Annotated in this window: 12 protein-coding genes; 7 read left to right on the top strand and 5 right to left on the bottom strand. The window is 62.5% G+C overall.

The window, feature by feature from the left end; translation table 11 throughout:
* Positions 1 to 131 precede the first annotated feature (131 nt).
* The gene (locus HV753_RS02110; protein ID WP_175172768.1) at positions 132 to 728 is read right to left on the bottom strand and encodes an RBBP9/YdeN family alpha/beta hydrolase; all 597 of its coding nucleotides are present in this window, start codon (positions 726 to 728) and stop codon (positions 132 to 134) included.
* Between the two features lie 270 nt (positions 729 to 998).
* On the opposite strand from HV753_RS02110, the gene HV753_RS02115 reads away from it, so the two are divergent.
* The 5 genes from HV753_RS02115 to HV753_RS02135 all read left to right on the top strand — a co-directional run bounded on the left by HV753_RS02115 (position 999) and on the right by HV753_RS02135 (position 6,557).
* The gene (locus tag HV753_RS02115; RefSeq protein ID WP_175172769.1) at positions 999 to 2,126 is read left to right on the top strand and encodes a branched-chain amino acid ABC transporter substrate-binding protein; all 1,128 of its coding nucleotides are present in this window, start codon (positions 999 to 1,001) and stop codon (positions 2,124 to 2,126) included.
* A gap of 221 nt (positions 2,127 to 2,347) precedes the next feature.
* On the top strand, positions 2,348 to 3,049 hold the full coding sequence (locus tag HV753_RS02120; protein ID WP_175172770.1) for a response regulator: 702 nt from the start codon (positions 2,348 to 2,350) through the stop codon (positions 3,047 to 3,049).
* Entirely contained in the window at positions 3,042 to 4,349 is a 1,308-nt protein-coding gene (locus tag HV753_RS02125; RefSeq protein WP_175172771.1) for an ATP-binding protein, read from the top strand. The genes HV753_RS02120 and HV753_RS02125 overlap by 8 nt, the downstream gene beginning before the upstream one ends.
* Positions 4,350 to 4,490: 141 nt before the next feature.
* Entirely contained in the window at positions 4,491 to 5,591 is a 1,101-nt protein-coding gene (locus tag HV753_RS02130) for a serine hydrolase domain-containing protein (protein ID WP_175172772.1), read from the top strand.
* Positions 5,592 to 5,654: 63 nt separating this feature from the next.
* Entirely contained in the window at positions 5,655 to 6,557 is a 903-nt protein-coding gene (locus HV753_RS02135; RefSeq protein ID WP_246288121.1) for a MipA/OmpV family protein, read from the top strand.
* Between the two features lie 92 nt (positions 6,558 to 6,649).
* Here the strand turns inward: HV753_RS02135 and HV753_RS02140 are convergent, their stop codons facing one another.
* The 4 genes from HV753_RS02140 to ugpB form a co-directional block, all read right to left on the bottom strand.
* A complete protein-coding gene (locus HV753_RS02140) occupies positions 6,650 to 7,738 on the bottom strand; it encodes a sn-glycerol-3-phosphate import ATP-binding protein UgpC (RefSeq protein WP_175172773.1) in 1,089 nt (362 codons plus the stop codon).
* Between the two features lie 46 nt (positions 7,739 to 7,784).
* On the bottom strand, positions 7,785 to 8,636 hold the full coding sequence (ugpE, locus tag HV753_RS02145; RefSeq protein ID WP_175172774.1) for a sn-glycerol-3-phosphate ABC transporter permease UgpE: 852 nt from the start codon (positions 8,634 to 8,636) through the stop codon (positions 7,785 to 7,787).
* Between the two features lie 21 nt (positions 8,637 to 8,657).
* Positions 8,658 to 9,539: a sn-glycerol-3-phosphate ABC transporter permease UgpA gene (ugpA, locus tag HV753_RS02150; RefSeq protein ID WP_175172775.1), complete on the bottom strand. Its 882-nt coding sequence runs from the start codon at positions 9,537 to 9,539 to the stop codon at positions 8,658 to 8,660.
* A 260-nt stretch (positions 9,540 to 9,799) separates the two neighbouring features.
* Positions 9,800 to 11,113, bottom strand: a complete 1,314-nt coding sequence (gene ugpB / locus HV753_RS02155) for a sn-glycerol-3-phosphate ABC transporter substrate-binding protein UgpB (RefSeq protein WP_175172776.1) — start codon at positions 11,111 to 11,113, stop codon at positions 9,800 to 9,802.
* Between the two features lie 193 nt (positions 11,114 to 11,306).
* On the opposite strand from ugpB, the gene proC reads away from it, so the two are divergent.
* Positions 11,307 to 12,140: a pyrroline-5-carboxylate reductase gene (gene proC / locus HV753_RS02160; RefSeq protein WP_175172777.1), complete on the top strand. Its 834-nt coding sequence runs from the start codon at positions 11,307 to 11,309 to the stop codon at positions 12,138 to 12,140.
* Positions 12,137 to 12,691, top strand: a complete 555-nt coding sequence (locus HV753_RS02165; RefSeq protein WP_175172778.1) for a queuosine precursor transporter — start codon at positions 12,137 to 12,139, stop codon at positions 12,689 to 12,691. Before proC ends, HV753_RS02165 begins: the two co-directional genes overlap by 4 nt.
* Positions 12,692 to 12,708 lie beyond the last annotated feature (17 nt).

Below are 12,708 nucleotides of genomic sequence, written 5' to 3' on the forward strand. Positions count from 1 at the left end.
GACCCGCAAAACTTGCAAGAATCAGCTAAAAGTCAGGTGAAATTCGTGCCAGGCTAGGGAAACTAACCCAAAATTTTCGACAAAAAAAAGCGCGCATGTTGCGCGCAATCCATCAGGCGTTACAAAAAGATTCACGGCAGGCCGCATACGGGCACGGGTGAAATGCGCTTGCCCGGCGGGGCGATGCGCCATGAGGCGCGGCGGCGTAACGCACCGAAGATCTTCAGGCCCTGGGGCCAGTCGGCCAAGCCGCTATCCGCGTTGATGTGTCCGGCGCCCGACAACACAATCACCCGGCTGCCCCAGTCTTGGGCAAAGGCGCGGGCACGCTCCAGACGGCAGTAGGGGTCGTCGTCACTGGCGATCACCACGCTCTGGAATGGCAGGGATTGACGTGGGATGGGGGCGAATCCGCGTAGGCAGGCTGGCGCGTCGGCGCGTTCCACGTCGGCAGGGGCGACCAGCAGCGCGCCTGCCACCTTGGCGCGCAATGGGACGGGCAGGGCGGCACTGATCAGACAGCCCAGGCTATGGGCAATCAGCAATACCGGGCTGCGAGCCTGGTCGACTTCGGAGGCCAGCGTGGAGATCCATTCAGGCGCTTCCGGGTTTTCCCAGTCGCGTTGTTGGATGCGCACGGCGTGAGGCAACAAGGTCGCCCAGCGCGATTGCCAGTGGTCTGGTCCGGAGTTTTTCCATCCGGGGACGATGATCGGTTGGAGTCTCATGGCGGCCATGATGCCGCGACGCTTTAGTAACTCAAACGAATAAATCGTCTTTTGCATATACGTTGGTGGGCATAAGGTGGCAGGCCGGCGCGATGCGGCACCCAACCGCCTGAAGGCCACGGGAAGTCGGGCCGGATGGGCTCCAGATGCCAGGTTTTTTCAGTGTATGCTTGCCGTGCAAATGCACAGTAACGGGGCGTGACCACATCGCTATCCGGCGTCCGCCCAGTTCAAAAACCAACGATTACAAGCGATTAGAGGAGTCCACTCATGAAGCCAGTATTTCGTCTGACCCCGGTCATTGCGGCGCTGGGAGTCGCCGCTGGCCTGACGTTTGCGGCGGGAGCGCAAGCGCAAACCATCAAGATTGGCGTTGTCGGCCCCACCACCGGCGCCGTCACCCAGTACGGCGATATGGTCCGTGAAGGTGTTGATACCGCGGTCGAGCGTATCAATGCGGCTGGCGGCGTGAACGGCAAGAAGCTCGAAACGGTGGTGATCGACGATGGCTGCGAGCCCAAGCAGGGTCCGGTTGCCGCCAATCGCGTCGTCAACAGCAAGATCGGCTTCGTGGTGGGCCACGTGTGCTCGGGCGCGACCATCGCCGCCGCGGACATCTACAACAACGAAGGCGTCGTCATGGTGACGCCGTCGGCGACGGCGCCTGCCGTGACCGATGGCAAGAACTATGAGTTCATCTTCCGCACGATCGGCCGTGATGACCAGCAAGGTCCCGCGGCCGCCAAATTCGTGCTGGAGAAGATCAAGCCGAAGAAGGCTGCCGTGCTGCACGACAAGCAGTCGTATGGCCAGGGCATCGCCACGGCCGTCAAGAACGACCTGGAAAAGGGTGGCGTGCCGGTCGCGGTGTTTGAAGGCATCAATGCCGGCGACAGCGACTATTCGGCCGTGATCACCAAGCTGAAGAGCCAGGGCGTGGATTTTGTCTACTACGGCGGCTATCACCCTGAAATGGGTCTGTTGCTGCGTCAGGCGGCCGAGCAAGGCGTGAAGGCCAAGTGGATGGGACCGGAAGGCGTGGGCAACCCGGACATCAACGCCATCGCCGGCGACGCCGTCGAAGGCATGTTGCTGACCCTGCCGGCCGACTTCACCCAGAACGCCGCCAACGCTGACATCGTGAAGTCGTTCGAGGCCAAGAAGCGCAATGCGGGCGGCGCCTTCCAGATGACGGCCTACACGGCCACTCAGGTCATTGCGGATGGCATCAAGGGCGCTGGCTCCGATGACCCGACCAAGGTTGCCAAGTACCTGCACGCCAATTCCTTCGATACCCCGATTGGCAAGGTGTCGTGGAACAAGCAAGGCGACTTGACGAACTTCTCGTTCGACGTGTTTACCTGGCACAAGGATGGTTCCAAGACCGTCTTCAAGTGATGCGCTGGCGGGCTCGGGGTCAATAGCCCTGATGCCCGTGGCATCAAATGTGGGCACGCAAGCGTCCACATGACCGCCGGGCCGGAAGCCACAGTCTTCCGGCCCGGCTTTTGCATTGGCACGCCGCCCGTCGGGAACCGGATTGCAGCCCCGGTGTCGAACGGCCGGACCACCGCACGCGAAAGCGATGCGACCCCTAGACCTACTCTTGTCCGCCTACTATGACCAAGGCCCTGCTAGTCGAAGACGATCCCAAGCTGTCGCGCCTGATCGCGCAGTTCTTGGAGCAACATGGGTTCAACGTCGCCCAGGCTTATCGTGGCGACCATGCCGTGGAAGCCTTTCGTCGGCATGATCCGGCGATCACCATTCTGGATCTGATGCTGCCCGGCCGTGATGGCCTGCAAGTGTGTCGAGACCTGCGCGCGTTCTCTTCCGCGCCCATCTTGATGCTGACTGCGCGCGAGGACGACCTGGATCAGATCCTGGGGCTGGAGTCCGGCGCTGACGATTACGTCATCAAACCCGTTGAACCCCGGGTGTTGCTGGCGCGGATCCGGGCGCTGATGCGCCGTCACAACCAATTGGACGAGCCGCCGGAACATCTGGAGTTCGGGCCGCTTGTCATCGACCGGCGAACGCGCGCCGTCGTTCACGCGGGGGTCGAAGTCGATCTCACGACGATGGAGTTCGAAATGCTCTGGGCCCTGGCCAGCCAGGCCGGCCAGGTGCTGACCCGCGACGATTTGCTCAACGCCGTCCGGGGTATCGAGTTCAACGGACTGGATCGCAGCGTGGACGTGTGCGTCAGCAAGCTGCGCCGCAAGCTGGACGATGACCCACGCGATCCCGCGCGCATCAAGACCGTGTGGGGCAAGGGCTATCTGTTCTCGCCGAAGGCACACGAGGGTGGCGATGCTTAAGTTCGTCCTGCGGCTCTTCGTGGTGCTGGCGATCGGTTTCGTCATCTCCAACGAAGTGGTGGACCGAACCGCCAATTACTTCTTTGAGCCGGTCAACGCGGCGTATGCGCGTGAAGCGGTGCGAGGGCAGCTTCATAGCCTGACCCAAGAGGTGGGCAAGATTGCGCCGGAGGCGCGCGCCGACTATGTGCGCGATGCCCTGGTGCCGCACTACGGCCTGGGCTTGAAAGTGCTGGCCCCCGCCGACTACGAGGCTGCAAGTTATCAACTGACGGATGATGAGCGCAAGACGATCGCCGAAGGCGGGTTCTTGCAGCGCGACAAGCTGATGACGTTTGTGACCGCCATCCCGGGGCCGGGGGCGCAGTGGCTTGAAGTGAAGATGCCGCCAGAACCGCCCATTGGCCCGTGGGTGATCGCCGCGATCTATTCCGCGCTTGGCCTGCTGCTTTGCGCGTTCATGCTGGTGTGGGCGCTGCCCATTTGGCGTGACCTTGAAGCCCTGAAGACGGCGGCCCAGCGCATGGGCCAGGGGGATCTGCAAGCGCGGGCGCGGTTGTCGCGGCATTCCAGCATTCGCAATCTGGGTGACACGTTCAACCAGATGTCCGACCGCATCGGCGCACTGATCAGCAATCAGCGCGACCTGACCAATGCCGTGTCGCATGAGCTGCGCACCCCGATTGCCCGCCTGTCCTTTGAACTGGACATGATCGACCGCGAAGGCGACCCGGCTGCGCGCAAGCGGCTGGTCGAGGAAATGAAGAGCGACGTGGCCGAGCTGGACAGCATGGCTTCCGAGCTGCTGATGTACGCCCGCCTGGAGCACAAGAACGATGATGTCGCGCTGCGGGCGCAGGATGCGCGCGGTTGGCTGGATTCCGTGGTGCAGCATGCCGCCTACGAGGCGGGCGTGTCCGGTGTGCATTGTGTCGTGTCGCAATGCGACGTGGCCGACGTGCGGCTGCATCAGCGTTACATGACGCGGGCGCTGTTGAATCTGCTTCAGAATGCCATCCGCCACGCGGGGGGCCGTGTTCAAGTTTGCCTGACCAGTCCGGCGCCGCAGGAATACGTGCTGACGGTGGATGACGATGGTCCGGGAGTGCCCCCCGCCGATCGCGAACGCATCTTCGAGCCCTTCATCCGTCTGGACGAAAGCCGAGACCGCGGCACGGGCGGCACCGGGCTGGGGCTGGCCATTGTGAGCCGCGTGGCAAGGTGGCATAACGGCACGGCCGTCGCGACTGATAGCCCCTTGGGCGGCGCACGTTTCATCGTCAGCTGGAAGGCGGCCTGACAGCCGCCTGCGCGCAGGCGTAAAGAAACTTCACAAAGCGTTCCTCCAATCTTCACAAACTCCATACAAAGCGGGAAAGATCCGGTTTAGGCCCGTGGATAGCATGACGGCATTCTCCTGTCTTAGGGTTTGCAGCAAGTCATGTTCTCTCTTAGCCGCCTGGTTGCCATCGGGTCGTTGCTGGTCGCCGCAGGCGGCTGCCAGCATCTGCCGCCGTCCGCGCCGCCCACGGTCGCCAAAGGCGACTACAACGCGGTCCTGGGCTACCTGGAGCAGCGCATCCCGTATGACATGGGCAGGCACAAGGTGCCGGGCCTGTCGATTGCCATCGTGGATGACCAGCGTGTGGTCTGGAGCACGGGCTTTGGCTACGCGGATGCCCACCGGCATCGCACCGCAACCAGCGATACGCTGTATCGCGTAGGCGCCATCAGCAAGATCGTCACCGCGGCAGGGGTATTCCGCGCGTCGGACGAAGGCCGGCTGCCGCTTGATGCGCCTGCCGGCCAGAGCTTGCCAGACTGGCAGCTACAGCCCCGTCGCAATGCGATGCAGTGGATGGGGGCAGACCCGTACACCGCCCGCAATCTGCTGACGCTGCATCCGGCGACCCTGGAAGACACCATGGGCCGTGCGCGTGCCGACATGGCCTATGCCTTGTTGGGCGACATGGTGGCGTACGCCGCCAAAGAGCCGCTGGACACCTATGTCCGGCGCACCATCCTGCAACCGTTGAATATGCCGCGCGCCGGCTATCAGGTGAATGCCCGCATGCTTGAGTTGCGCGCGGCCGGATATCGCCTTGGGGTGCCCTGGGCCGAAACGCCTCAGCCCAATGAGGCGGCGGACGGCCTGTGGATGAGCACGGCCGAGATGGCTCGGTTTTCAAGCATGTTGTTCGCCGGGGGCGTATTCAGGGGCGCGCGCGTGCTCAAAGATGAATCCGCGCAGGCCGTGTTGAACCTGGAAACGGTATCGGGCGCCAGCCTGGACCTGAGCTGCCGCTTGGCGCTGTCCTGGCTGGCCGCGCCCTGCGGCGAAGACCTTGTGGGCGGCGGTTCCCTGCGCGAGCACAGCGGCGCCACCGAAGCCTTCCACGCCCGGTATCTGCTGGCGCCTCAAGACAAGCTCGCCGTTTTGGTCATGAGCAATTCCGATACGAGTGAGCCGTTGGTGGCCGCCGTGTCGACGTTGGCCATGCGCTTGATGCAGCAGGCCAAGCAAGGCCCCGACATCCACTGATTTTCACCCTGCGGGCGCCTGACGCCCGTCTTTTTTTCAACCTCGTTTCCTCTGGATGCTGTTATGAAGCGATTTTTCCGTTTGTCTTTCGTCCCACGTCGTGTCGCCGTGGCCGGCCTGTTTGCCGCCGTGCCAGTGCTGCCAGCGGCCGCTGGCGAACTTGTTGTGGCGGAAGCCAGTTCGGTCTACGGGCAGCGGGGCGCAAGCTCCCGGGGGTTGACGGTGGCAACCGGCGAGGACCGCCCCGAAGGGCAATGGACCTTCTACGGCACGGCCGGGGTGGGCTATGCGCCGCGCTACAGCGGTAGTGACGAGAGTTCGGTCGCGCCGATCGTGGGCCTGGGTGTGCGCAGTCCGAACGGCTTCTTTCTGGGCACGGATCACGGCTTGGGGTGGGAGACACAGGCGCTGGACAGCACCTTCCGCTTCTATGTGGCGCCCAGTGCGTCGCGCAAGGATCACAAGAAGGGGTTTCAAGGGTCGGACAAGCTGCGCGGCATGGGCGATATCAAAAGCCGTGCGCAGATCGGCATGGACGCCGAGACGGCGCTGGGGCCTGTCGTGCTGTCTGCGACCGTGGCGCACGCATTCAAGAAGGGTGACGACAAGGACGTCGGTAGCGCCTATACGATGTTCAACCTGGGCGCCAGCACGACGGTGTATGAAGGATCGGCGGGTTCGGTGTCGCTGGCACTGAGCGGCACGCTTGGCGACGGCAACTACATGCGCACCTGGTATGGCGTCAGCGGCCAGCAATCGGCGAAATCCGGGTATCGCCGCTACAACCCGAAAGGCGGCCTGGAAAGCGTGGGCTTGGGGGCGACGTGGACGCTGCCGGTCACCGAGTCCTGGTCGTGGACGGTGGCGGCCGAAGCGCGGCGATTGTTTGGCGATGCGGCCGACAGTCCCATCGTGAAGGACCGCAACCAGTACTCCATCGGGACGATGGTGACGTATACGTATTGAAGATGGGGAAGAAACCGCCCCAGGACGGGGCGGGTTCGGAGGGGAGGGCAGGCCATCCGGCCGCCGGTGCCCCTCCGGGCGTGCAGAACCGCTTACAGGCCTTGGACGCGGCGGCCGGTGTCGGCTTCAAACCAATGCAGCGGATGGCGGCCGTCCGGGCCCACATTGACGCGATCGCCCACCTTGGCGGACGACTCGGACAATTGGCGGGTGGTGCAGCGCACGACAAGCGTGGTCTTGCCGCAACGGCAGTGCACCAGCTGTTCGGAGCCCAGCGTTTCGACCATTTCAACTTCGGCCGGCACGCCTTGCGTGTTCAGCAACATGTGTTCGGGCCGCATGCCCATGATGATCTTGCGGCCACGCACCTGTGCGGGCACTTGCAGCGGCGAGATCTCCAGTGCCATGCCGTCCGTGGTTTGCACGGTGCCGTCGCCGGAAACCTGGACTTCCATCAGGTTCATCGGGGGCGAGCCGATGAAGCCCGCGACAAACGTCGAGGCGGGCTTCTCGAACACCTCCATCGGGGTGCCGATCTGTTCGGGCACGCCTTGGTACATGACGATCATGCGGTGGGCCAGCGTCATGGCTTCCACTTGATCGTGCGTGACGTACAGGCTGGTGGTGCCCAGGCGCCGATGCAGCTTCATGATTTCCAGGCGCATCGCCACGCGCAGTTTGGCGTCCAGGTTCGACAAGGGTTCGTCGAACAGGAATACCTTGGGTTCGCGCACGATGGCGCGGCCCATGGCGACCCGTTGGCGTTGACCGCCGGACAGGGCGCGCGGGCGGCGATCCAGCAGGTGGCCCAGTTCCAGGATCTGCGCGGCGATGTCCACGCGCTTCTTGATCTCGTCCTTGGAGAACTTGCGGATCTTCAAGCCGTAGGCCATGTTCTCAAACACGGTCATGTGCGGGTAGAGCGCGTAGTTCTGGAACACCATCGCGATGTCGCGTTCGGCCGGCTCCAGGGTGTTGACGACCTTGCCGTCAATCACGATGTCTCCGCTGGTGACGGATTCCAGGCCGGCGACCATGCGCATCAGCGTGGACTTGCCGCAGCCAGACGGGCCGACGATGACGATGAATTCACCGTCTTTGACATCCATGTCGATGCCGTGGATGACCGGCACATTGCCGGCATAGGTTTTCTTGACGTTGCGGAAGCTGAGAGTAGCCATGTTTATTCGTGTTCGGAGTCGTGTTCGGGTGGGCGCGGCGTGGGGGTCATTTTTCCGTGTCGACCAGACCCTTGACGAACCATTTCTGCATCAGGATGACGACCAGCGCCGGCGGAATCATGGCAAGCATGGCGGTGGCCATGGTGATGTTCCATTCGGTCACGCTGTCACCGCCGCTGATCATCCGCTTGATGCCGATGACGACGGGGTACATGTCTTCCTGGGTGGTGACAAGCAGTGGCCACAGGTATTGGTTCCAGCCGTAGATGAACTGGATCACGAACAGGGCGGCAATGCTGGTCTTGGACAGCGGCAGCAGCACGTCGAAGAAGAAACGCACCGGACCCGCGCCGTCGATCCGGGCGGCTTCAATCAGCTCGTCCGGGACCGTCAGGAAGAACTGGCGGAACAGGAACGTGGCCGTGGCCGAGGCGATCAGTGGCAGGGTCAGGCCGGCGTAGCTGTTGAGCAGGCCCAGGTCCGCCACCACCTTGTAGGTAGGCGCGATCCGGACTTCAACGGGCAGCATGAGCGTGACGAAGATCATCCAGAAGAAGAACATGCGGCCGGGAAAGCGGAAGTACACCACCGCGAAAGCCGACAACAGGGAAATCGCGATCTTGCCGATGGAAATGCACAGCGCCATGATCAGGCTGACGTACATCATGCGGCCCACGGGAGCGCCCGACGAACCGCCGGACGAGCCGCCGAACAGCGCCTGCATGTAGTTATCGACAAAATGCGGACCAGGAATCAGCGACATCGGCGCTTGCGCCACTTCCTGGGCGGTCTGGGTAGACGCCACGAAAGTGATGTAGAGCGGAAATGCCACCATCGCCACTCCGCAGAGCAGAATGAAGTGGGCCAGAATATCCAGCCAGGGACGGCGTTCAACCATTGTTATTAGCCTCGAACAAAATCAATACTGCACTTTGCGGTCGACGTACCGGAACTGTACGACCGTCAAGGCAACCACAATGAACATCAGCACCACGGACTGGGCCGCGGAAGAACCCAGGTCCAAGCCACGGAAGCCGTCGCTGTACACCTTGTAGACCAGGATCGAGGTCGACGTGCCGGGACCGCCTTGCGTGGTGGTGTCCACAACGGCAAAGGTGTCGAAGAAGGCGTAAATGATGTTGACGACCAGCAGGAAGAACGTGGTGGGCGACAGCAGCGGGAACACGATGCTCCAGAAGCGGCGGGCAGGGCTTGCGCCGTCGATCGCAGCCGCTTCGATCAGCGAACGCGGGATCGATTGCAGGCCAGCCAGGAAGAACAGGAAGTTGTACGAAATCTGCTTCCAGACGGCGGCAACCAGCACCAGCATCATGGCCTGGTTGCCATCCAGCCGGGGGTTCCAATCGACGCCGGACTTGCGCAAGGCCACGGCCAGGATACCGACGGAAGGCGAGAACATGAAAAGCCAGAGCACGCCGACGACGGCAGGCGCCACGGCATACGGCCAGATCAGCAGCGTCTTGTAGAGTCCTGCGCCGCGGATCACGCGGTCGGCCATGACGGCCAGCAGCAAGGACACGCCAAGACCGACCACCGCCACCAGGATCGAGAACACGGCGGTGACGCGGAAGGAATCGAGGTAGGCCTGTTGCGAGAACAGTTCCATGAAGTTGTCCAGTCCGACGAACTCGGAGGACAAGCCGAAGGCATCCTCCAGCCGCATGGACTGCCACATGGCTTGTCCGGCAGGCAGGAAGAAGAAGACCACGGTAATGATCAGCTGCGGCAAGAGCAGCAGATAGGGCAAGGTCTTATGCCCAAATACAACACGTTTTTCCATAGGGGGAACCCAAGGTACAGAAAAGCGGCGGTTGGATTAACCGCCGCTTGAAACCGCTTTCATAAAAATACGATAGGCTTAAAGCCCTAAAAAAACCAGGGCTTTAAGCCTTGCGCTTGCTTTCCGCGTCGGTGTCCGTAAGGGGTTCCCAGGGGGGCCTCGAGGCGATCCGTGCGGCGATCCGGTCCAACCGCTAAGTGCCTGTCATTGCATGAGAAATGCATATTGACGAGCCCCTGCGGGTGTCCCGGAAAAGGGCGTTACTTTACACTCTTCTCGAACTTCTCCAGCAACTCATTGCCGCGCTTGACGATGTTCTCGGCGCCGTCCTTGGCGGTAACCTTGCCGGCGACGATGCGTTCGATTTCAGCGTCCTCGATTTCACGGATCTGCGGCAGGAAGCCCAGGCGCAGGCCACGCGATTGCGCGGTGGTTTCCACGTTCAGCTGCTTCACGCCGACTTCGGTGCCCGGGTTCTTGTCATAGAAGCCGTCTTTCTTGGTCAGTTCGTAAGCCGCCTTGGTGACCGGCACATAGCCAGTCTGCTGGTGCCAGCGAGCGGCGATTTCCGGGCTGGCCAGGAACTTGAAGAACGCGGTCACGCCCTTGTACGTTTCCGGCTTCTTGTTGGCGAAGACCCACAGCGAAGCGCCGCCGATGATGGTGTTCTGCGGTGCGCCTTGCACGTCGGCGTAGTAAGGCAGGGTCGACGTGCCGAATTCGAACTTGGCGTTCTTGGCGATGTTGGCGCGCAGGCCGGACGAACCGGTGATCATGGCGCACTTGCCGCTGATGAACAGCGAGTTCGGCTCATCGCCGCGGCCGCCGTACATGAAGATGCCTTCCTTGCCCAGCTTGGCCAGGTTTTCCAGATGGCGCACGTGCAGCGGGGTGTTGATGGCGATACGGGCGTCCAGGCCGCCGAAACCGTTGTCCTTGGTGGCGTAAGGCACGTTATGCCAGGCCGAGAACGTTTCCAGCTGGACCCACGACGGCCACGACGTGGTGTAGCCGCATTCCTGACCGGCGGCCTTCAGCTTCTGGCCAGCGGCGGCAAGCTCTTCCCAGGTCTTGGGCGGCTTTTCGGCGTCCAGGCCAGCTTTCTTGAAGGCGTCCTTGTTGTAGTAGAACACTACGGTCGAGCTGTTGAACGGCATCGACACCAGCTTGCCTTCGGCCGACGAGTAGTAGCCGGCGACCGCGCCGATGAATTCCTTCGGATCGATCGGGTTGCCGACTTCTTCCGACATTTGCTGTACCGGCTTGATGGCGCCCTTGGCGTACATCATCGTGGCGGTACCGACTTCAAACACCTGGAGGATGTCCGGGGCGTTGCCCGCGCGGAACGCGGCGATGCCGGCGTTCATGGACTCACCATAGTTGCCCTTGTAGACGGCCTTGATCTGGTAGTCAGGGTTCTTCTTGTTGAACTCGTCAACCAGGCCGTTCACGCGATCGCCCAGCGCGCCTTCCATCGAGTGCCAGAACTGGATCTCGGTGGCGGCATGCGCGGAGGCGCCTGCGAAAGCCGTCATGATGGCGGCAAAGGTTAAAGCAATACGGTGGGATCGCATGATTAGGTTCCTCCAGTTGGGCGTGTCGCGACCGGGTTGTCCGGGCACGGAAAACACGACACCTTATGAATTGTTTGTGACAAAACCGTGACTTTCACATCACTCTAAACGCCTGTCAAATTGCGCGTTTTAGGCGCGAACGAACATTTGATTATTTTTCCCCAACGAAGCCGACCGTTTACAATGCGCAGCTATGAAAAACGAACTTTCGATTGCGTTCATTGGCGGCGGCAATATGGCGGCTGCCCTGGCCTCCGGCCTGGCTGGCAAAGTATGCCCCGCCGGGAACATCCATGTCATTGACATTAATGAGGATGGGCATGCGGCTTGGCAGGCCCGCGGCATGACCACCGCGACAGCTCCCGGCGAGGCCTTGGCGCGATGCCGGGTATGGGTGTTCGCAGTCAAGCCACAGAACATGAAAGATGTTGTGGCTTCCACACGTCAGTGGTTGCGCGACGACACCTTGGTGGTAAGCGTTGCCGCCGGAATCCGCGCCGATACGATGGCCGGGTGGCTGGGCACGCCCGAGGCACCTTTCCAGCGTCTGGTGCGTTGCATGCCAAATACGCCGGCGCTGGTCGGCGCGGGCATCACCGGCCTGGCCGCACTGGATGGCGTGGATCAGGCCGACCGCGAGTTGGCCGCCCGTTTGCTGGCCAGCGTGGGGCAGGTGGTCTGGGTGGCGGACGACGCCGCGCTGGACGGCGTGACCGCATTGTCGGGCAGTGGTCCGGCGTATGTGTTCCTGTTTTTGGAAGCGCTTGTCGCGGGCGGCGTGAAGGTCGGGCTGACCGAGGCGCAGGCCAAGCAATTGGCATTGGGCACGCTGGCCGGCGCGACGAAGCTGGCGGCGGAGTCTTCCGAGCCCTTGGCGGTGCTGCGCGAGCGCGTCACATCCAAGGGGGGCACCACGGCGGCTGCCTTGGCCGCATTCGGTGACGCGGGATTCGCCGGCATCGTGGCGGATGCCATGGCCGCCGCTGCCCGCCGTTCACGCGAATTGGCGGAGGAGTTCGGCAAATGAACACGGTAAGCCCGGGCTTTCCTGCCATGAGCCGCGTGCAGTTCGGCATTGCCGTGCTGAGCATGCTGCTGGTGGTGGTGGGCTCGAATATCCTGGTTCAGGTGCCGCTCAACGACTGGCTGACCTGGGGTGGATTGTCGTACCCGGTGGCCTTCCTGGTGACCGACGTATTGAATCGCCGCTTTGGCCCGGCGGCCGCGCGCCGCGTCGTCTGGTTTGGTTTCGCGGCGGCGCTGGTGGTGTCGTTCTGGGTGGCATCGCCGCGCATTGCCTTGGCCTCGGGCCTGGCCTACCTCTGCGCGCAACTGGTCGACATCCAGGTCTTTGACCGTTTGCGGGACCAGCGCTGGTGGCGTGCGCCATTGGTATCGGGCGTGCTGGGCGCGATCCTGGACACGGCGGTGTTCTTCAGCGTGGCGTTCGCCGCCACCGGGGCACCATGGACGACCTGGATGATGGGGGACCTGGCGATCAAGCTCGTCGTCAATATCAGCATGCTGGCGCCGTTCCGTGCGTTGATGTGGAATCTGGCCAAGCCGGCCAACGCCTGATCGCAGTTTGCAGGTGG

The organism is Achromobacter pestifer (assembly GCF_902859625.1).
GTDB classification, from domain to species: domain Bacteria; phylum Pseudomonadota; class Gammaproteobacteria; order Burkholderiales; family Burkholderiaceae_B; genus Achromobacter; species Achromobacter pestifer.

What these genes read in the sequence shown, in the direction of transcription:
- HV753_RS02110 (WP_175172768.1), bottom strand. Translation starts at nt 728, where the DNA reads ATGAGACTCCAACCGATCATCGTCCCCGGATGGAAAAACTCCGGACCA.
- HV753_RS02115 (WP_175172769.1), top strand. Translation starts at nt 999, where the DNA reads ATGAAGCCAGTATTTCGTCTGACCCCGGTCATTGCGGCGCTGGGAGTC.
- HV753_RS02120 (WP_175172770.1), top strand. Translation starts at nt 2,348, where the DNA reads ATGACCAAGGCCCTGCTAGTCGAAGACGATCCCAAGCTGTCGCGCCTG.
- HV753_RS02125 (WP_175172771.1), top strand. Translation starts at nt 3,042, where the DNA reads ATGCTTAAGTTCGTCCTGCGGCTCTTCGTGGTGCTGGCGATCGGTTTC.
- HV753_RS02130 (WP_175172772.1), top strand. Translation starts at nt 4,491, where the DNA reads ATGTTCTCTCTTAGCCGCCTGGTTGCCATCGGGTCGTTGCTGGTCGCC.
- HV753_RS02135 (WP_246288121.1), top strand. Translation starts at nt 5,655, where the DNA reads ATGAAGCGATTTTTCCGTTTGTCTTTCGTCCCACGTCGTGTCGCCGTG.
- HV753_RS02140 (WP_175172773.1), bottom strand. Translation starts at nt 7,738, where the DNA reads ATGGCTACTCTCAGCTTCCGCAACGTCAAGAAAACCTATGCCGGCAAT.
- ugpE (WP_175172774.1), bottom strand. Translation starts at nt 8,636, where the DNA reads ATGGTTGAACGCCGTCCCTGGCTGGATATTCTGGCCCACTTCATTCTG.
- ugpA (WP_175172775.1), bottom strand. Translation starts at nt 9,539, where the DNA reads ATGGAAAAACGTGTTGTATTTGGGCATAAGACCTTGCCCTATCTGCTG.
- ugpB (WP_175172776.1), bottom strand. Translation starts at nt 11,113, where the DNA reads ATGCGATCCCACCGTATTGCTTTAACCTTTGCCGCCATCATGACGGCT.
- proC (WP_175172777.1), top strand. Translation starts at nt 11,307, where the DNA reads ATGAAAAACGAACTTTCGATTGCGTTCATTGGCGGCGGCAATATGGCG.
- HV753_RS02165 (WP_175172778.1), top strand. Translation starts at nt 12,137, where the DNA reads ATGAACACGGTAAGCCCGGGCTTTCCTGCCATGAGCCGCGTGCAGTTC.